12 protein-coding genes are annotated in these 20,599 nt (G+C 56.4%); 10 read left to right on the forward strand and 2 right to left on the reverse strand.

Going from position 1 to position 20,599, the window contains the following annotated elements; genetic code table 11:
• Positions 1 to 52 precede the first annotated feature (52 nt).
• From bcsQ to JJB97_RS15985, 9 genes are all read left to right on the forward strand, one after another.
• Positions 53 to 652 carry a cellulose biosynthesis protein BcsQ gene (gene bcsQ / locus JJB97_RS15945; protein WP_238715062.1) on the forward strand — a complete coding sequence of 200 codons (600 nt, stop codon included), beginning with the start codon at positions 53 to 55 and terminating at the stop codon, positions 650 to 652.
• Complete coding sequence (gene bcsA, locus JJB97_RS15950) at positions 649 to 3,267, forward strand: UDP-forming cellulose synthase catalytic subunit (RefSeq protein ID WP_238715063.1); 2,619 nt, start codon at positions 649 to 651, stop codon at positions 3,265 to 3,267. The genes bcsQ and bcsA overlap by 4 nt, the downstream gene beginning before the upstream one ends.
• Positions 3,268 to 3,277: 10 nt before the next feature.
• Positions 3,278 to 5,638 (forward strand): cellulose biosynthesis cyclic di-GMP-binding regulatory protein BcsB, encoded by a 2,361-nt coding sequence (gene bcsB / locus JJB97_RS15955; RefSeq protein ID WP_238715064.1) that lies wholly within the window; start codon positions 3,278 to 3,280, stop codon positions 5,636 to 5,638.
• A gap of 5 nt (positions 5,639 to 5,643) precedes the next feature.
• Positions 5,644 to 6,747 carry a cellulose synthase complex periplasmic endoglucanase BcsZ gene (gene bcsZ, locus JJB97_RS15960; RefSeq protein WP_238715065.1) on the forward strand — a complete coding sequence of 368 codons (1,104 nt, stop codon included), beginning with the start codon at positions 5,644 to 5,646 and terminating at the stop codon, positions 6,745 to 6,747.
• Positions 6,729 to 10,196: a cellulose synthase complex outer membrane protein BcsC gene (bcsC, locus tag JJB97_RS15965; protein WP_238715066.1), complete on the forward strand. Its 3,468-nt coding sequence runs from the start codon at positions 6,729 to 6,731 to the stop codon at positions 10,194 to 10,196. The genes bcsZ and bcsC overlap by 19 nt, the downstream gene beginning before the upstream one ends.
• A 108-nt stretch (positions 10,197 to 10,304) precedes the next feature.
• Positions 10,305 to 11,492 carry a diguanylate cyclase domain-containing protein gene (locus JJB97_RS15970; protein WP_238715067.1) on the forward strand — a complete coding sequence of 396 codons (1,188 nt, stop codon included), beginning with the start codon at positions 10,305 to 10,307 and terminating at the stop codon, positions 11,490 to 11,492.
• A gap of 269 nt (positions 11,493 to 11,761) precedes the next feature.
• On the forward strand, positions 11,762 to 13,048 hold the full coding sequence (locus JJB97_RS15975; RefSeq protein WP_238715068.1) for a dicarboxylate/amino acid:cation symporter: 1,287 nt from the start codon (positions 11,762 to 11,764) through the stop codon (positions 13,046 to 13,048).
• Positions 13,049 to 13,239: 191 nt separating this feature from the next.
• Entirely contained in the window at positions 13,240 to 14,730 is a 1,491-nt protein-coding gene (locus JJB97_RS15980; protein WP_238715069.1) for a M16 family metallopeptidase, read from the forward strand.
• Positions 14,731 to 15,105: 375 nt separating this feature from the next.
• Positions 15,106 to 17,151 (forward strand): AsmA family protein, encoded by a 2,046-nt coding sequence (locus JJB97_RS15985; RefSeq protein ID WP_238715070.1) that lies wholly within the window; start codon positions 15,106 to 15,108, stop codon positions 17,149 to 17,151.
• Positions 17,152 to 17,361: 210 nt separating this feature from the next.
• On the opposite strand, the gene JJB97_RS15990 is transcribed toward JJB97_RS15985, so the two are convergent.
• Positions 17,362 to 18,684 (reverse strand): MFS transporter, encoded by a 1,323-nt coding sequence (locus JJB97_RS15990; RefSeq protein ID WP_238715071.1) that lies wholly within the window; start codon positions 18,682 to 18,684, stop codon positions 17,362 to 17,364.
• A 259-nt stretch (positions 18,685 to 18,943) separates the two neighbouring features.
• Positions 18,944 to 19,987 carry an inner membrane protein YhjD gene (yhjD, locus tag JJB97_RS15995; RefSeq protein WP_238715072.1) on the reverse strand — a complete coding sequence of 348 codons (1,044 nt, stop codon included), beginning with the start codon at positions 19,985 to 19,987 and terminating at the stop codon, positions 18,944 to 18,946.
• Between the two features lie 263 nt (positions 19,988 to 20,250).
• Here yhjD and JJB97_RS16000 point away from each other — a divergent pair, with 263 nt between their 5' ends.
• Positions 20,251 to 20,544 carry a hypothetical protein gene (locus JJB97_RS16000; RefSeq protein WP_238715073.1) on the forward strand — a complete coding sequence of 98 codons (294 nt, stop codon included), beginning with the start codon at positions 20,251 to 20,253 and terminating at the stop codon, positions 20,542 to 20,544.
• The last annotated feature ends 55 nt before the right edge of the window (positions 20,545 to 20,599 follow it).

Below are 20,599 nucleotides of genomic sequence, written 5' to 3' on the forward strand. Positions count from 1 at the left end.
AAAAAGACCGGATACTCCAGTTTAGCCTGGCACTGTTTTTAGGGGGAAGATCATGTATTTTAATATCCCCTTTACCCGGCCAGAAGGCTGGGCGCGTGCGATGCACGACGGCCAGGCCTGGCAACATGCCGCCTGGCGCTATACCTCGCGGCTTGATGTCCTGCCTTTTGGCCAGTTTACGCAGGCGCAAAGCGTTGAATTTTTTGCGCGTGCGGAAAATGTAGAACGATTTATCGGCATGTTGACTGCGCTGAAGTCCAGCGGCCGCTATCGCTGGATTCTGTTGGATATACCGGCGGGCTTTAGCGCCTGCGTATTGCGCACGTTTGAAATAGTGGATCACGTAATTACAGTCGCGCGGCCGGATACCAACTGCCACGTGCGCCTTCATCAGCAACCGATGGCCCTGGGTTCATATTTACTGGTTAATGGCTTTCAGGTTTCCAGCCGGTTACAGGATGATATCTGGCAAATGTGGCTGCAAAGCCATAAGAACCTTACTCCCCTTGTGATTCACCAGGATGAAGCGATGGCCGAATGCGCAGCGGCCAAGCAACCGCTGGGTGAATATCAGCCGCAGTCGTTGGCAGCGGAAGAAGTCATGACGCTGGCCAACTGGTGTCTGTTGAACTTTGCCGGAGATGCGACATGAGCCTGGTAGCCCGCTGGCTGTTGGCTGCGCCAGTGAACCGGTATGCGGGTGATTTATATATGCGCTATCGCCGCCGCGGCGCGCCGCCCTTTAGCGCCGCGCTGGGTTGCCTGCTTTTAATGCTTGGCTGGATCTTTTTGCGTTTTGAGAGCGAGAGCTGGCAGGCCGTGCGCGCGCAGCGCGCGCGGCTGTTTCCGCAAATTGATGCCGGGCGCCCGCGGCCGCTCGATCTGGCGCGCTATGTGATTCAAAGCCTGTGGCTGCTCATTTCACATCCGCGCAGCGGCGCAATGCGCCCAAAATGGCCGTATATTGGCCGCCTGTTGGCGTGGCGGCAGCGCTATCTGGCCTGGCTGAATACGCTACCGCAGCGCCTGAATGCGCGCACCGGGCACCTTGAGAATGAAAAAGAGCTGGGCCAACTGCAAGTTGGGGCGCGGCAAAGCATTCTCTGGGTTGTTATTATCTTGTCCGCTATGCTGGCGTTGTTGTGTATTACGCAGCCTTTTAGCCCGCTGGCGCAGTTTATCTTTCTAATATTACTGTGGGCCATTGCGCTTGTTGTACGCCGTATGCCGGGGCGTTTCTCATCCCTGATGCTGATTGTGCTGTCGCTCACTGTCACCTGCCGTTATATCTGGTGGCGTTATACCTCAACGCTCAACTGGAACGATCCGTTAAGCCTGACGTGCGGCCTGGTGCTGCTGTTTGCTGAAACTTACGCCTGGGCGGTGTTGGTGATGGGGTATTTTCAGGTCATCTGGCCGCTTAACCGCCAGCCGGTACCGATGCCGGAAGACATGAGCCGCTGGCCGACGGTTGATATTTTTGTGCCGACCTACAATGAAGAACTGCATGTTGTTAAGGGCACCATTTACGCTTCGCTGGGTATCGACTGGCCGCGCGATAAGCTCAATGTCTGGTTACTGGACGACGGCGGGCGCGAAGCGTTTCGTCAGTTTGCCGAAGAGGCGGGCGTAAATTACGTGGCGCGTCCTACACATGAGTATGCTAAAGCGGGCAATATCAACTATGCGCTCAGGCAGGCGCAGGGTGACTTTGTGGCGATTTTTGACTGTGACCACGTTCCCACCCGCTCCTTTCTCCAGCTCACTATGGGCTGGTTTTTTAAGGATAAGAAGCTGGCGCTGATGCAGACGCCGCACCATTTTTTTTCACCGGATCCGTTTGAACGTAATCTGGGCCGCTTTCGCAAAACGCCGAATGAAGGCACGCTGTTTTACGGGCTGGTTCAGGATGGCAACGATATGTGGGACGCCGCCTTCTTTTGTGGCTCGTGCGCGGTTATTCGGCGCACGGCCCTCGATGATATTGGCGGTATTGCCGTGGAAACGGTAACGGAAGATGCGCACACGTCGCTGCGCCTGCATCGCCGCGGCTATACATCAGCCTACATACGCATTCCTCAGGCGGCGGGATTAGCGACGGAAAGCCTTTCGGCGCACATTGGCCAGCGAATCCGCTGGGCGCGCGGCATGGTGCAAATTTTTCGCCTCGATAACCCCTTTTTTGGCAAAGGGCTTAAGCTGTCGCAGCGCCTGTGCTACGCCAATGCGATGTTCCATTTCCTCTCCGGCTTGCCGCGCCTTATTTTTCTGACCGCGCCGTTGGCCTTCCTTTTACTGCACGCCTATATCATTTACGCGCCGGCGATAATGATTGCGCTGTTTGTATTGCCGCACATGATTCACGCAAGCCTGACCAATTCTAAAATTCAGGGCAAGTTCCGCCATTCTTTCTGGAGCGAAATTTACGAAACGGTGCTGGCCTGGTATATCACGCCGCCAACGCTGATGGCGCTGATTAATCCGCATAAAGGTAAGTTTAACGTCACTGCCAAAGGGGGGCTGGTGAAGCGTGAGTTTGTGGACTGGGTTATTACCCGCCCGTACCTGTGGCTGGCGCTGGCTAATTTGCTTGGCATAGCGGCGGGGATATGGCGCTTTTTCCGGGGGCCGGAAAGCGAAATGCTGACCGTTGTGGTCAGTATGATCTGGGTTGCCTATAACCTGGTTATCCTTGGCGGCGCTGTTGCGGTTTCCGTAGAAAGTAAGCAGGTGCGTCGCTCGCATCGCGTTGAAATCGCAATGCCGGCGGCGGTTGCCCGCGATGACGGCCATTTGTTTGCGTGTACGGTACGCGACTATTCGGACGGCGGCGTGGGAATAAAACTGCACGGCGATGTCGGTTTCCTTATCGGCCAGCAGGTGAAGCTGCTACTCAAGCGCGGCCCGCAGGAATTTTCCTTCACGGCGAAGATTGTGCGCGTAATGGGGGCGGAAGTCGGCCTGCAACTGGAGCAGATGGACACCCGCCAGCATATTGATTTTATCCAGTGTACCTTTGCCCGCGCCGATACCTGGGCGCTGTGGCGGGACAGCTATCCAGAGGACAAACCGCTGGAAAGCTTGCTGGATATTCTGAAACTTGGTTTCAGCGGCTACCGGCACCTCGCGGAATTTGCGCCGATGTCGGTGAAGTTTATTTTCCGTAGCTTAACGCTGCTGATTGATTGGTTTGTGTCGTTCGTTCCCCGCCGACCGCAGCAGGCGCCAGCGCCTGGGCCGACTGCGCCTGTCGTGGTTCAACAATGATGATAATGTGATGAAAAGAAAACACTCCTGGATCTGTGCAGTGGTAATGGGGCTTAGCGTTTCGCATTTTCCGGCAGGGAGCGCGGCGCCTGCTGCGCCAACTTCGCCGGAGGCTGCGCAGAGTCAAGCGTTGACGGCAGATGCGCCGGGCGGCGATAACGCTAACGCGCCCGTGGGGCAGGTAACGACGGGCGTGGAGGAGGTAAAGACGCCGCTAGCGGTTGACGAAACGGTCCCGTCGCGTGAAGTGAAGCTCAATTTTGCGCAAATTGCGCCGCCGCCGGGCAGTATGGTGCTGCGCGGCGCCAACCCAACCGGCGCGGTAGAGTTCGGTTTGCGCAGCGATGAAGTCGTATCGCGCGCCATGCTGAACCTTGAATTTACGCCGTCGCCGTCGCTGCTGCCGGTGCAGTCGCAGCTTAAGGTTTATCTGAATGATGAACTGATGGGCGTGTTACCGGTCGCTAAAGAACAACTGGGCAAAAAGACCCGCGCGCAGTTGCCGATCGATCCGCTTTATATCACCGATTTTAACCGCCTCAGGCTGGAGTTTATCGGCCATTACCGCGACGTATGCGAAAACCCGGCCAACAGCACGCTGTGGATGGATATTGGCCGTAACAGCTCGCTGGATCTGTTTTATCAGTCGCTGGCTTTGCGAAACGACCTGTCCCACTTTCCGGTGCCGTTTTTTGATGCGCGCGATAACCGCGAGCTGGTATTGCCGATAGTATTTGCCGGCCCTCCGGACATCCAGCAGCAACGCGCAGCGGGTATTATCGCCTCCTGGTTCGGTACGCGCGCGCAGTGGCGCGGCCAGACTTTCCCGGTACGTTATAACGCGCTGCCGGAAAGTAACGCCATCGTATTCGCCACTAACGATCGGCGGCCGGATTTTCTGCGTGACCACCCGAGGGTAAACGCGCCGACTATCAAGATGATAAATCATCCCAACAGCCCTTATATGAAGCTGCTGGTGATATTTGGCCGCGATGATAAAGACCTGCTTCAGGCGGCGCGCGGCATCGCTCAGGGCAGTATACTTTTTCGCGGCGATGCGTTGAGTGTCGATAAGGTGAAACCGCTGTTGCCGCGTAAACCTTACGATGCGCCAAACTGGGTGCGCACCGACAGACCGATTAGCTTTGGCGAGTTAAAGACCTATCAGGAGCAGCTTCAGTCCAGCGGCCTGCAGCCGGGCTCCATTTCCGTCATGCTGAATATGCCGCCGGATCTCTATTTGCTGCGCAACAACGTTATTGATATAGACCTGAAATATCGCTATACGGCGCCGCCGGTTAAAGATAGCTCGCGTATGGATATCAGCCTGAATAACCAGTTCCTGCAATCTTTCAGCCTTGAGCCTAAGAATAAAACGAATACATTACTGCTGCACCTGCCGGTGCTTCAGGGGCTGCTGGATGGGAAAACTGATGTTTCGATTCCGGCGCTGCGCCTGGGCGCGTCCAATCAGCTTCGCTTCGATTTTCAGTACATGAACCCCATGCCAGCAGGCTCTGAGGATAACTGCGTTACGTTTCAGCCGGTGCAGAACCACGTGGTCATTGACGACGGTTCGACTATCGACTTCTCGCGCTATCACCATTTTATCGCTATGCCGGATCTGCGGGCGTTTGCTAACGCCAGTTTCCCCTTCAGCCGCATGGCTGACCTGGCGGAGACGATGATTGTCATGCCAGAGCAGCCGACGCCCGGCCAGCTTACTACGTTACTTGATGTTCTGGGCGCTATGGGGGCGCAGACGGGCTTGCCCGCCGTTAATGTTACGCTGACGCATAACCCTGATGAGATAACGACAAAGGATGCCGATATTTTGATAATCGGCGCCATACCGGCGAAGCTGAAAGACGACAAACATATCGATCTGCTGGTGGATGCGGCGATGAGCTGGGTAAAAACCCCATTCCGCCAGACCGCGCTGCCGGGCATTCTGCCTGCTCAGAACGATCGCGCGGCGGACGTTCAGACGACTATCCGTGCAGACGGGCCAATGGCGGCCATTGTTGGTTTCCAGTCGCCGTGGCACGATCAGCGCAGCGTGATAGCGCTGCTGGCCGACAGCCCGCGCGGCTATGAACTCCTCTATGAAGCGCTTAACGACAGCGGTAAGCGTGCTGCCATGTATGGCTCTGTGGCGGTCATCCGCGAATCCGGCGTTAACAGTCTGCGCGTGGGCGATATTTACTATGTTGGTCATCTGCCGTGGTTTGAACGTATCTGGTATGCGCTGGCAAATCACCCTGTACTGCTGGCTATTTTGGCCGCCATTACGGTGCTGCTGGTCGCCTGGCTGCTGTGGCGTATGCTGCGTATTATCAGCCGCCGCCGCCTGAATCCGGACGATGAGTAAAGCCTATGTTCTGGCGTAATACACTGGCTGCGGGGCTAATACTGGCGGCGGCGGGCGTACACGCCGCCTGCGACTGGCCCGCCTGGCGGCAGTTCAAACAGGCGTACATCAGCGATCGGGGGCGGGTGATTGACCCCAGCGACAGGCGACAGATAACTACGTCCGAAGGGCAGAGCTACGCGCTGTTCTTCGCGCTGGCGGCAAACGATCGCAAAACGTTCAGCCAACTGCTGGCGTGGACGCAAAATAACCTGGCTGAGGGCTCGCTTAGCGATACGCTGCCCGCCTGGCTATGGGGCCATGCCGATAACGGGCGCTGGGAGGTGTTGGACGCTAATTCGGCGTCTGATGCCGATCTGTGGATAGCATGGGCGCTACTTGAAGCGGGCCGCCTGTGGCGACGCCCTGATTATGACGCGCTGGGGCGGCGGCTGCTGGCGCTTATCGCCAGAGACGAAGTAGTCAATATACCCGGCCTTGGCAATATGCTACTGCCGGGTAAAACCGGCTTTGTAAAAGATAAACGCTGGCGGTTGAACCCGAGCTATCTACCGCTGCCGCTGCTGGCGCGCCTGGCGCGTTACGGCACGCCGTGGAAGGAAATGCGTGCGCCAGCGTTGCGTCTGCTGCTGGAAACCGCGCCTGAAGGTTTCTCGCCGGACTGGGTGCATTGGCAAAAAGGCAAGGGCTGGCAGTTACAGGATAAACCGGCGCTGGCGGGCGGCTATGATGCCATTCGCGTGTATATGTGGGCAGGCATGCTCAGCGATAAAGATCCCGATAAGGCGCGCCTGCTACACCGCTTCCAGCCGATGGCGGACGCCACCGCGCAGCGCGGGGCGCCGCCGGAGAAGGCCGATATCATTAGCGGTAAACTTACTCAAAACGGACCAGTGGGCTTTTCCGCCGCTGTGTTGCCCATGTTGCAGGATAATGAAGCGCTCTACGTGCAGCGCCGCCGTGTGGCAGAGATGTTTCCCGGTAAAGACGCCTACTACAGCTATGTATTAACGCTGTTCGGCCAGGGGTGGGACCAGCAGCGTTTTCGCTTTACTTCTCAGGGCGAACTGGTCCCTGACTGGGGGCAGCAATGCGCGGTTTCTCACTGAGTTTTATCACGCTTTCCGTTGGCATGGCGTTTATGCCGCTGAGCTGGGCCGCGCCGACCGTACAACAGCAACTGCTTGAACAGGTGCGCCTGGGGGAGGCGAGCAAGCGCGACGACCTGGTGCGTCAGTCGCTCTATCGCCTGGAGCTTATCGCGCCTGACGATCCAGACGTGATGGCGGCGCGGGTGCGCTATTTGCTGCGCCAGGGCAATAACGCCGGAGCGCAAAAACTGCTGGCGCGGCTTAAAAAAAACGCGCCGGATTCCACGGCCCTGAAGCAGGCGCAGATTGATGCGCGTATTGCTACCGCGCAGGGTAGGCAGGCGTTACAGCAGGCGCGCCTGTTGGCCACGACCGGCCATGTGTCGCAAGCCGTTGCGCAATATAACGCGCTGTTTAACGGCAGTGCGCCGCCGGACGGTAGCCTTGCGGTGGAATACTGGCTGTTGGTCGCTCGCGAACCTGCGCAGCGCGCGCAGGCGATCGCCCAGCTCCAGGGATTGAACCAGCGTATACCCGGCGACAATACGTTACGCGCCGGGCTCGCGCAGCTCTTATTTGATAATGGCCGCCCGCAGGAAGGTTTTAAGGTCCTTGAGCAGATGGCGCGCTCCAGCGGCGGGCGCGGGCAGGCGGCGGATATGTGGTATGCGCAACTGGATAAAATGCCTGTCGGCGACGCAAGCGTAGCCGCTCTGCAACGCTTTTTGAGCCTGTTTGACGATGGCGAAGCGGTAGATAAAGCCAGAACCAGGCTGGCGCAGCAACAGCAGCAGCTTTCTGATCCTGGCTTGCGCGCGCGCGCTCAGGGATTGGCCGCTGTGGCGAGCGGTAAAGATAAAGAGGCCGTCTCATTGCTGAAAACGGCGCTGAGTGAAAATAAAAAAGACGCTGAGCTGGTTGCTGCGTTAGGAGAGGTTTACTCCCGGCAGAATAACCGGGCGGCGGCGGTACGGCAGTTTCACAATGCGCTGCGGTTGGATCCGAATAATGACAGCGCGGGCAGGTGGAAAGGGCTACTTCAGACCAATCAATACTGGCTATTGATTGACGAAGGCGACAGGGCGTTGAAGGCGAATAATAGCGCGCTGGCGCGCCAGAAATACCGTCAGGCGCGCAGTGTGGACAATACTGACAGTTATGCGGTGCTGGGGCTTGGCGATGCGGCGGCGGCGGTCGGTGATGATGCGGGCGCTGAACGTTACTATCGCCAGGCGCTGCGTATGGACAGCGATAACAGCAATGCCGTACGCGGGCTGGCGAATGTTTACCGCCGCCAGTCGCCGGCGCGCGCCGAAGCGTTTATTCAAGGCCTGAATGCAAAGCAGCGTCGCAGCATTGATGATATCGAACGCAGCCTTACTGATACCCGGCTGGAGCAGCAGGCCAGCGCGCTGGAGGCGCAGGGGCGCTGGGCGCAGGCGGCTGAACTGCACCGCCGCCGCCTGCAAATGGCGCCCGACAGCGTATGGATTGTCTATCGACTGGCGAAGGATCTCGCGGCTAACGGGCAGCGGCAGGAAGCGGACGGTCTGTTTTACGCTCTGGCGAGCAAAAAGCCCGGCGATCCGGATCAGGTATACGCCTGGAGTCTCTACTTTTCCGGCACCGATCGCGATACCGCCGCGCTCGGTCACCTTAATACGCTGGCGAAAAGCCAGTGGACGGATAACATCCAGGCGCTGGCGGATCGCTTGCGCTTAAATCAAATCATGGCGGCCGCCAACCGCCTGCGCGATAGCGGACAGGAGCCGCGGGCAATTGCGCTGCTACAGCAGCAACCGCCTCGCGAAAGGGTGGACCTGGTTCTTGCCGACTGGGCCGGGCAGCGGCGGGACTATCCCCAGGCGCGGGCGCTGTATCAAAAAGTGCTGGCGCGTAGCCCGACAAACGATGAGGCGCTGCTGGGGCTTTCCGAAACGGCTGTCGCTCAGGGCGATAGCGTCCAGGCGCGTAGCGCGCTGTCGCGCTTTGCGCAGCTTAAGCCGGATGAGCCGCCGTCAATAAACGTTGAGCGCCGCGTGGCTAACGTTTACGCCGCGCTGGGCGACGTATCGCGTGCGCGGCAGATATATAACCGGCTTATCCCTCAGGCGCGTCGTCTGCCGCCGTCTATGAACAGCGCGCTGTTCATGCGCGACGCGGCGCGTTTTCAGGCGCGAAACGGCCAACCGGAGCAGGCGCTGGCGACCTGGCGCGATGCCATGGCGGCTTCCGGCGTGGCTGATAAACGCCCGGAAAGCAACGACAGCTTTACCCGCCTGATGCGCAATAACGAGAAAGACGACTGGCTTAAGCGCGGCGTGCGTAGCGATGCCGCCGATCTGTATCGTCAGCAGGATGTAAACGTTACGCTGGATCATGAATACTGGGGCTCCAGCGGCACGCCGGGCTATTCCGATCTAAAAGCGCATACCACGATGTTGCAGGCGGATGCGCCACTCAGTGACGGGCGCATGTTCTTTCGCGCCGACATAGTGAATATGAACGCGGGCAGTTTCGGCGCCAGCCATACGGAAAAATGGGGAACCTGCTACGAACACGGCTGCGATAGCGCCTTTACGCAGCGCGCCAGCGGCGCCAGCGTCGCCGTAGGCTGGCGTAATGATGTCTGGGAAGGGGATATTGGCACTACGCCGATGGGGTTTGACGTTGTGGACGTAGTCGGCGGGCTGAGTTATAGCGGCGATGCCGGCCCGATTGGTTATACCGTCAACGCCCATCGTCGCCCTGTCTCCAGCTCCATGCTTTCCTTTGCCGGGCAACGCGACCCCAACACCAACAGGGCGTGGGGCGGAGTGCGCGCGTCAGGCGCAGGCGTTAGCATCAGCTATGATAAAGGCGAGGCGCATGGCGTATGGTCAAGCCTGGGCATGGATCGGTTAAGCGGCCGGAATGTGGCGAATAACTGGCGTGCGCGCTGGATGACCGGTTACTACTACAAGCTGGTTAACGAAAATAATCGCCGCCTGACCGTGGGCCTGAACAATATGCTCTGGCATTATGATAAGGATCTTAGCGGCTATACCCTTGGCCAGGGCGGCTACTATAGCCCGCAGGAATATGTCTCGTTTGCGGTGCCGGTCGTATGGCGTCAGCGTACTGAAAACTGGTCATGGGAGCTGGGGGGAACGGTCTCCTGGTCACATTCGAAAACGCGCGATCGGCGCCGCTATCCGCTATCGAATCTGATCCCGAACGTCAATGACTACCCGGATAAGTTTGCGATGGAAACCGGCGCAGCCTCTTCTGGCGTGGGCTATACCGCCCGGTTGCTGATGGAGCGGCGTCTGACGTCGCACTGGTCGCTCGGCGCGGGCGTGGATATTCAGCAGGCTAAAGACTATACGCCGAGCCGCGCGCTGCTTTTCCTGCGTTACTCCCGGGCAGGCTGGCAGGGCGATATGGATATGCCGCCGCAGCCGCTGGTGCCCTACGCTGACTGGTAAAGAATCGTTAATGCCCGGCGGAATAACGTAAAAAGGGCGTGTGATGAAGTATACTCTGGCCGCAGTGAGTCAGCGTATACCGAACTGGTGACAGCACGGAGAGTGAGTTTGCGAGTCAGGCGATCGTTAACGATAAAACAAATGGCGATGGTGGCGGTTGTCTCCGTTGCCTTCATCTTTGTGTTTGTCGTGGTGCAGCTTTTTCATTTTGTGCAGCAAAGCCGTTACGCCACGGCGGCGCAAATGGAGAGTATCGCCCATACAGTGCGTAAGCCGCTGTCCGCCGCCATACTAAAGGCCGATATTCCCCAGGCGGAAAGCATACTTGGACAAATTCAGCCCGCTGGCGTAATTGGGCGCGCGGACGTGGTGCTGCCTAACCAGTTTCAGGCGCTACGCGTGAGCTTTGTTCCCGAGCGGCCCGTACCGGTGCTTATTTCGCGGCTGTTTGAGCTGCCGGTGCAAATAACGCTGCCGCTTTATTCCCTTGAGCGCCCGGCTAATCCGCAGCCGTTGGCCTATCTGGTGCTTCATGCCGATGCCTGGCGCATGTACAGATTCATTATCGGGACGATATCCACGCTAATTACAACCTGGCTGCTGCTGGCGCTGGTCATGACGGTGGCGATAACCTGGTGTATCAACCGGCTCATTGTGCATCCGTTGCGCAGGATTGCGAAGGCGCTGGACGGGCTGGACGGTGATGACGTGCCCGGCCATCAGCTTGAAGTATCCCGGCTGCACCAGGATGATGAAATCGGTATGCTGGTGCGCGGCTACAACCGTAATCAGCAGCGCCTGCTACAAAGCCAGCGCAAGGCGCAGGCGCTGGCGACCCACAGCCCCGTTTCCGGTCTGCCTAATAAAACGCTGCTGCTTGCGCTGCTGGAGTACATTGATATATCCAACGCGTCGCTGCTGATGGTGTCCTGCGAAGCGCTGCGCGAGGCAGCGTCTGCGCCAGGGGAAGAGCAGCGCGATTTGCTGCTGTTAAACCTGGCGGAGAAAATCCGCGCTTTGCTGCCTCCGGGGGCGGTGCTGGCGCAGGTCAATCAGCATGATTTCGCCGCGTTGATACATCACTTGCCCCATTCCCAACGGGCGCTGCCCGTCGCGCGGCATATTATGGGCGCGCTCAAACAGAAAATGCCGGCGCAGGCCCCGGTCAGCGTGGGTATCGCCGTCGGTAGGGCGGGTTTGACCGGTGATGAGCTCTATCAACACGCCCTGACGGCGATGCTTTCAGCGCAGCGTCAGGATGTGGATAAGATACAGTTCTTCGAACCTCAGCCGTAAGCGACGCAGCAATCGGGCTTGCCAGCAACGGGCCGTTCGCAAGACGTTATGGCCTGTTCGGGCCTTCTCTCGCCCCACACCCCACTCTCGCTGCCGCTTTGCCCGTACTGGCGCTAAGCTGTAGCGTTTCAGTTCTAAATTTTTAACATTTTAGTTTCAAACTTGATATTGAAATATATCTGCCATGTTGTGTGGGTGTTATTTTTAGCGCCGCAGGCCAGAACAGACCTATTAATGTGCCTGCCAAATGACCGCCCGAAGGACACTCTATGAAAATTTCGTTATTTAAAAGCCTTTATTTCCAGGTACTAACGGCTATAGCTATCGGTATTTTGCTCGGCCATTACTGGCCGGAGCTGGGCGCTCAGATGAAGCCCCTTGGCGATGGTTTTGTAAAGCTGATTAAGATGGTGATTGCACCGGTAATTTTCTGCACTGTAGTAACCGGTATCGCCGGTATGGAGAGTATGAAAGCCGTTGGCCGCACCGGGGCCGTGGCGCTACTCTATTTTGAAGTGGTCAGTACCGTGGCGCTGATTATCGGTCTGATTATTGTTAACCTCGTGCAGCCCGGCGCCGGGATGAACGTTGACCCGGCGACGCTGGATGCGAAAGCTGTGGCGGTATATGCCCAGCAGGCCCAACAGCAGGGCGTGGTTGCCTTCCTGCTTGATGTTATTCCTAACAGCGTTATCGGCGCGTTTGCTAGCGGCAATATTTTGCAGGTGCTGTTGTTTGCCGTTATGTTTGGCTTTGCGCTGCATCGCCTGGGCAGTAAGGGCCAGATGATTTTTAGCGTGATTGACAGCTTTTCCCACGTCATTTTCGGCATTATCAACATGATTATGCGTCTTGCGCCTATTGGCGCATTTGGCGCGATGGCGTTTACTATCGGTAAATATGGCGTCGGCACGCTGGTACAGCTTGGTCAATTGATTATCTGCTTTTACGTTACCTGTATTTTGTTTGTTGTCCTGGTGCTGGGGTCGATTGCCCGCGCCACGGGTTTTAACATTTTTAAATTTATCCGCTATATCAAAGAAGAACTGTTAATTGTGCTCGGCACATCGTCATCGGAATCCGCCCTGCCGCGTATGCTCGACAAAATGGAGAAGCTGGGGTGCCGTAAATCGGTAGTGGGGCTGGTGATACCGACCGGCTATTCATTTAACCTCGATGGCACCTCCATCTACCTGACGATGGCCGCCGTGTTTATCGCCCAGGCGACTAACAGTCATATGGATATTTTTCACCAGATAACGCTGTTGGTTGTGCTGCTGCTTTCTTCAAAAGGGGCCGCAGGCGTTACCGGCAGCGGTTTTATTGTACTGGCGGCCACGATTTCCGCAGTGGGCCATCTGCCGGTTGCCGGGCTGGCGTTAATCCTCGGCATTGATCGCTTTATGTCAGAAGCGCGCGCGCTGACGAATCTGGTCGGCAATGGCGTGGCGACCGTAGTGGTGGCGAAGTGGGTGAATGAGCTGGATGAAAAACAGCTTCAGGATACGCTTAATAATAAAATTGCTGCTGTTAAAACCGGTGAACTCTCCTCCTGATCGTCCATTTTCCCGCGGCGGCTTGCTCTCGCCGCGGGCTCCTGCGCATAATTGGCGTTTAATTTCTCTTTTGAGCGGTGACGTTTTCCCGGGTTAACGGTCTAACCTGCGGCGGCGTTACTGTGGGATATCGCATGCCGATAAAGCGGTACCTGATTATTTTTTACCAGGATTGTAGAGCAGGGGTAACAATGCAGGGCAAAAAATTGCGGCTTTATGCCGGTATCATATTTATGGCGGCCACAGTCGGTAATGTGTATGCCGAAACGCTACAGCCCGATCCGGCATGGCAACAGGGTTCGTTAGCCAACGGTTTTCAGTGGCAGGTGCTTGCTACGCCTCATCGCCCTGGCGATCGTATCGAAATTCGCCTTTCCATTAATGTCGGCTCTCTGGCAGAAAGCGCGCAGCAAAGCGGCTATAGCCGCTTCCTTCCTCATCTGGCCTTCACACAAAATAACGATCCGCGCGCAGTTTCGCTCTGGCAGCAGTCTAAAGATCCCGTGAGGCCCGCGCCGCCGGTAGTGGTGACCTATGATAAAACGCTGTTTGAACTGAGCCTGCCGAATAACCGCAGCGATTTACTTAAGGAATCGCTCGGCTGGCTGGCCGATATGGCGGGCAATCTCGCGATTACGCCGGAACATATTAATGCCGCGCGACAGACCCGAAACGAAGTGATGACCTGGCCGCCTGATACCCAGGAAAGCTGGTGGCGCTACCGCCTGAAAGGTTCCCCGCTGTTGGCGCACGATCCGGCGGCAGCGTTGAAAGAACCCGTTGACGCGCAGCAACTGAAAGCCTGGTATGAAAAATGGTATACCCCGGATGCCATGACGCTTGTTGTCGTGGGCAATGTTGACAGCCGCAGCGCGGTTGAACAGATTAGCAAACACTTCGGCGAGCTGAAGGGCAAGCGTGAAACGCCTGCGCCGGTACCCACCCTTGCGCCGCTAAAGCGCGAACCGGTCAGCATTATGACCAACGGCGTAAGTCAGGACAGACTGGCTGTTATGTGGGATACGCCCTGGACGCCGATTCGCGATTCGGCCGCTATAGAGCGCTACTGGCGCGCCGATTTGGCGCGTGAGGCGCTGTTCTGGCACGTACAGCAAACGTTGAATAAAAATGGCATTACGGATCTTCACCTGAGCTTTGACTGCCGTGTGCTTTTCCAGCGCGCCCAGTGCGGTATTAATCTTGATTCGCCGGGCGATAAGTTGAACAGCAATTTATCGCTGCTGGCGAAAGAACTCGCTAAACTGCGCGATAACGGCTTGCCGCAGGAAGAATTTAATGCGCTGATTGCACAAAAGAAGCTGGAATTGAAAACGCTGTTTGCCATCTATGCGCGAACCAGCACCGCAGTGTTAATGGAGCAACGCTTGCGCTCGCTGCAAAACCAGGTGGTGGATATTGCGCCTGAACAGTATCAACAGTTGCGCCAGGCATTTCTTGATAGCCTGAGCTTGCAGGTGATGAACCGGGATCTTGGACGCCTGCTACAGCAGGATATGGCGATGGTGTTACAGCAGCCTGCTGGCGAACCGGAATTGAATATGAAGTCGCTTCAGGCGACGTGGGATAAGCTCATGGCGCCGCTTGAGATAGCTCCCCCATCGCAGAGTAGTAGCGCGCTGGCGCCTGAGGCGAGCGCGTCAGATATTCCCTCCGGGCAGTAACTGTTTTGTACGGCGAGCGCGTTTGCGCTTAGCCGACAGGGCCTAATCCAGGGGGGCCTGTTGGCCCCGGATTTCATGACAAAGCGGGCAAGACGACGTTTTCGCCCGCTTTGTCACTACCTGCCAAAAATCACGACGTGTTTTTCCTGGCGCGTGGGCGCCATCCGTTCGGTCCGGCGTTTGTCAACGGTTTCAGGGGCTTTCCGCTACCGTTTTCGCCTGCGTGCGGCATATCCTGCTGCGCTGAGTCTGTTTTACCGTCTCCTTACCTGCCATTGTCCCGATTAACGGCGTTGAACCTGCTGAATCCATGCGCTTTTTCGTTGCTCAACTATCTTTAGTTTTGACGGCCATCGTCAGGAAAAGGAACCAGATATGTCAAGAACAGGCAAAGCAATCAGTTGGATTGTCGGGTTATTGCTGCTGCTGAGCGCAGGCGTTGTTATTTTTATTGCGACATTCGACTGGAATCGCATAAAGCCGATTATTAACGAGAAGGTCTCTGCTGAACTTAATCGCCCCTTTGCTATTCGTGGCGATCTGGGGGTGGTCTGGGCGCGTAACCCGCAGGAAACCGGATGGAAGCGCTGGGTGCCCTGGCCGCACGTACATGCGGAAAATCTCTGGCTTGGCAACCCCAGGTCTATCCCCGGCGATACAATGGCGCTGTTGCCGCGTGTGGAAGCGACGCTTTCGCCGCCTGCGCTGTTGGCTAAAACTGTCTGGCTGCCGTGGATAAAACTGGTTAAGCCGGATGTGCGGCTGGTGCGGGTCTCGGCAAAGCGCGATAACTGGACGTTCACTCTGGGAGATGGCAAAACAAACAAAGCGGATCAAAAGCCGTCCGCGTGGTCTTTCCGCCTGGATAAGATCCTGTTTGACCAGGGACGAATCACCATTGATGACAGCATCAGTAAGGCCGTTATGGAAATTCTCGTCGATCCGCTGGGCAAGCCGCTGGCCTTTAGCCAGGTGACCGGCAGCGGCGGTAAAGACGGCGCAAAAGTCGGGGATTATGTATTTGGCCTGAAGGTGAAGGGGCGCTACCAGGGGCAGGATATGACCGGCACCGGTAAAATTGGCGGTATGCTGGCGTTGCGCAGCGCCGACACGCCATTCCCGGTTCAGGCCGACGTGCGCTCCGGTAGTACCCGTGTTGCGCTTAGCGGCGCCATCACCCGGCCGATGGAGCTGGGCGGCGCCGATTTGCGTTTGCGTTTTGCCGGCGATTCACTTGGCGATCTTTACGATCTGACCGGCGTAGTTTTGCCTGATACGCCGCCGTTTGAGACTGATGGCCGCCTTATTGCCGAACTTAATGGTAAAAAAGGATCGGTATTCCGCTATCGTAATTTCAACGGGCGAATTGGCGACAGCGATATTCATGGCTCTCTGGTATACACCCAAAAGAGACCCAGGCCGAAGCTTGAGGGCGATTTAGTCTCTCGCCAGTTGCGTCTGGCTGACCTCGGGCCGCTGATTGGCGTCGATTCCGGTAAAAAAACGTCTGGACGTAAAAGTAAAAAAATTAATACCACACAGCAGCTGGGCAAAGTGCTGCCCTATGATCGGTTTGAGACCGATAAATGGAACGTGATGGATGCCGACGTACGCTTTAAGGGCCAGCGTATCGAGCACGGATCTTCGCTGCCGATAAGCCACCTTGACACGCATCTTATCCTGCGCAACGGCGATCTGCGGCTAACGCCGCTGCGCTTTGGTATGGCGGGCGGCACCATTGATTCGCGGATTCGGCTTGAGGGCAACAAAAAGCCGATGCAGGGGCGGGCGGAAATTACGGCGCGACGACTACAGCTAAAGCAGCTTATGCCTGATATTACGTCAATGCAGAAAACGTTTGGTCAGTTAAACGGCGATGCTGATATTCGCGGTACGGGTAATTCAGTGGCGGCCCTGCTTGGCTCCGGCAACGGCAACCTTAAGCTGCTGATGAATGACGGCTTAATTAGTCGCAATCTTATGGAAATTCTGGGCCTTAACGTGGGCAATTATCTGGTTGGGCAGATTTTTGGCGATGAAGAAGTGCGGGTGAATTGCGCGGCGGCCAACCTTGATCTGGTAAACGGCGTGGCGCGGCCGCAAATTTTTGCCTTTGACACTGAAAACGCGCTGATTAACGTCACCGGCACCGCCAGTTTTGCCAGTGAGCAGATGGATTTGACGATTAACCCGGAAAGTAAGGGCATTCGTATTATTACGCTGCGTTCGCCGCTTTACGTACGCGGGACATTTAAAAACCCCAGCTACGGCGTGAAGCCCGGCCCGTTGATTGCCCGGGGCGCAGTTGCGGCGGCGCTGGCGACGCTGGTGACGCCCGCTGCAGCTCTGCTGGCGCTGATTTCGCCCTCTGAAGGGGAGGCGAATCAGTGCCAGACAATTTTATCTGAATTGAAGCGGTAAGGGCGGCGCCGGGTTTGGGATGGGACGCAGGCCTGTACGCCGCCTCCCTGAACTTGCCCGATCGGGCGCAAACGTAGCGTCGATTTTGGCCCGCCTGCGATGGCATTGGTTTAGCGCTAACGCTGTACCCCGGCGTCATAACAACGTTCCGGCGTGTGACGGTATGACGGGGCAAGCGGCTCTCCCCGGCCTGTGGGAGCGCCGTCAGCGTTACAGCGACTGGTGTTTTGTCTCATGGATGCAAACCAGGGCGATAAGCGTAATGACCGCCATAGTCGCCAGGTAGACGCCGACCCAGAACAGGCCATAGTGAGTTTGCAGCCAGGCGGCGATCCACGGCGCGACGGATGCGCCGAGTATGGAGGCGACATTATAAGAAAATGACGCTCCGGTATAGCGCACTTCGGTGGGAAACAGCTCCGGCAGCAGCGCGCCCATTGGGCCGAAGGTTAGCCCCATGAGACTCAGGCCGATAAGCAGAAATGCCATCACCAGGCCCTGGCTGGCGGAACCGAGCAGCGGCTGGAACATAAACAGCGCAAACAGCAGGATAAGCGACGTAATGACTATCATGCTTTTACGGCGACCAAAGGCGTCTGCCAGCATACCGGCGATGGGCACCATCACGCCAAAACCAATCACCGCCATCATTAACATCCACAGCACGCTGTTGCGTGAAAAACCAAGGCCGTTGGGGGCGGCGGCCGTGCTGTAGGTCATAGAGTATACCGTCATGATATAAAACAAGGTGTAGGTCGCCAGCATGATAAACGTGCCGAGGATAGTGGCGCGCAGATGCTTTGTCAGCAGCGTGCCGAGCGGCACTTTCACGCGTTTACCCTCCCTGGCGACTTTAGCGAACACCGGGCTTTCATGCAGCGATACGCGGACATACAGGCCAATCAGCACCAGCACGGCAGAGAAGATAAAAGGAATACGCCAGCCCCAGCTCATAAACTGCTCATCGGTAAGCAGCCAGGACAGCAGCAAAAAGGTGCCGTTGGCGAAAAAGAAGCCGATCGGGGCGCCGAGTTGTGGAAAAGATCCATACAATGCGCGCTTGTGCGCCGGCGCGTTTTCGGTCGCCAGCAGCGCCGCGCCTCCCCATTCGCCGCCAAGCCCCAGCCCCTGGCCAAAGCGCGCCAGCGCCAGCAGTAGCGGCGCGAGTATACCGATAGATTCATAGCCTGGCAGCAGGCCGATAAGCACGGTGGAAAGGCCCATTGTCAGCAGTGAGGCGACAAGCGTCGCCTTGCGCCCGACGCGATCGCCAAAATGGCCGAACAGCGCGGAACCTACCGGGCGGGCGATAAAAGCGATGGCAAAAGTTGCCAGCGACTGGAGTGTGGCGGCAGTCGCGTCGCCCTGTGGAAAGAAAATGTGCGGGAAAACAATAACGGCGGCGGTAGCGTAAATATAGAAATCAAAAAATTCAATGGCGGTGCCAATGAGCGAGGCAACCACGACTTTGCTGCGTGAGTTAACTGGCGGGGCCTGGTCGGTATTAAGCGTTGTGGTGATAGATGCTTGCATAATCTTTTTCTTATTAATGTTTTTTGAACAAATGAGAGGCCATATTACGCATAGCAAAAGCGACATTTCAACGCGCCGGGCCGGCGGAGCGTGGGCGAGATGCGAACAAAAAGTGAATAATATGTAGTTGTTGAAATAAATAGCGTTATATGCCTATTGGCAGGCCTTAACCCAGCTTATAAAACTGGATTAAGGTTAAATAAAAGTTACCAACTGGATTTAAATGCTGATTTGTCGCTCCGCAGCGCGGCGCGACGGCTTAAGCATGCGGGCGGCGGCCCGGCATCGGTTTATCGTCTTTATATTCCGCTGTGGCGATCCATGCCGCGCAAAACAGCGTCAGGCGGGCAAAGAAGTAAAAAAACGCCATCAGCCCCAGTACGGAGCCAAAGGCTGCCCCCGAGGGAGATTTCACCAGCGCCGGCAGCGTCCATGTCATGATGATTTTAATCACTTCAAAGCCAATTGCCGCGATCAGCGTGCCGCGTATTAACGCTTTTTTACGCGGTCGGTGGCGCGGCAGCCGCCAGAAGATCCAGAAAAACAGGAGATAGTTGGCAAAGACAGAAATCGCAAGCCCAATGAGTTGCCAGGCAGGCTTAAGCCAGTCGATGGCATTGAGATGCAGCAGGTTAATAATAAGCGCCTGCGCCGAGCCAGCAATGGAAGTAATAGACAGCGTGACGATTAGCGCAACCAGCAGGCCGATGAGTGAAACGAAATCGCGCAGGTATTTCACCCAGATTTTTTCCTGATCCTGCGGCGCGCGCTCCCAGACGTCACGCGACTGCGCACGCACGGCTTCCCGTAAATTGCCCATCCAGTTAATGCCTGAGTAGAGCGCGACTGCCAACCCGACCAACCCTACCGTTGTTCGCTGCTGCACCGCCGTATTAATGGTGCTTTTTAGCGTTTGCGCAAGCGTCGGATCGCTGACGTTCGCCAGTATTTTGTCGAAGATATCCTGTAGCAGCGTCGGGTGCGATGCGAGGATATAACCCGCGCTGGCAAAACTCACCATCAGTACAGGAATCAGCGACAGGAACGAAAAATAGGTAATTGCTGCGCCAAACTGGTTGCCCATGCGGTCATTAAAGCGCTCTACGGCGCGTAGAATATGCGCCACTACAGGATTTCGCTCGATTCTTTTAACCGTTTTGTTGACGTGCTGCAGCTTGCTGGCGACGACGCGGCCTTTGTCTTCTTTGCCCTCTTTATCGCCATTCGCAGACAAGTCCAGATTTGGCACCGGATCGTAATCCAGATCGCGGGTGGGGCGTTTTTCATTATCAATTATACGCATTGGCTCCATAATCCTTTAGGGGGGTGGCCCGATCTTAATGAAATTATAGACCTGACGCTAACGGTTATGGTTTCAGTCACTTAACGCACGTGTGTCATCATACCGCTAGCGTTTAGTCTACGTATGTCTTCATGGCGCTGGTGAGCCATTCCATAAACAGGCGCTCGGCGCGGCAGGCTAACATATCGGGTCTCTGTCTGACCGTTGAATTATTAAGGTGATGCCGCAATATCTTTATATCAATCAATCAAAAAGAGAACAAAATGCACCGATCCGATATGCATTACTATGATTACTCATGGACGACCGTACCTGGCGATAATTCGTTAATGACGAAGCTGGATGCCACCCGCTTTAGTCGTCGCGAAGGCTATGAGGTGTTAACCCTGATTAACTCTTTCCTGGCCAAAGGTGGTGGTGATTTGCCGTTAAAATCACAGCAGATTATCGAGTGGATGCTGCATGAGCGCCTCCCTTCCAGTATTCAGGGGCGGGAGCAGGTTAAAGCCTGGGTAATTGAAAACTTCTCCATGATGAAGAGTAGTTATCCTTTCTGAGGAACAGCCCGCCGTAGCGCTGAGGGATCCCCATAAATCAGCGCTAATAAACCAG

Origin of the sequence: Tenebrionibacter intestinalis, assembly GCF_016632365.1 — a bacterium.
GTDB classification, from domain to species: domain Bacteria; phylum Pseudomonadota; class Gammaproteobacteria; order Enterobacterales; family Enterobacteriaceae; genus Tenebrionibacter; species Tenebrionibacter intestinalis.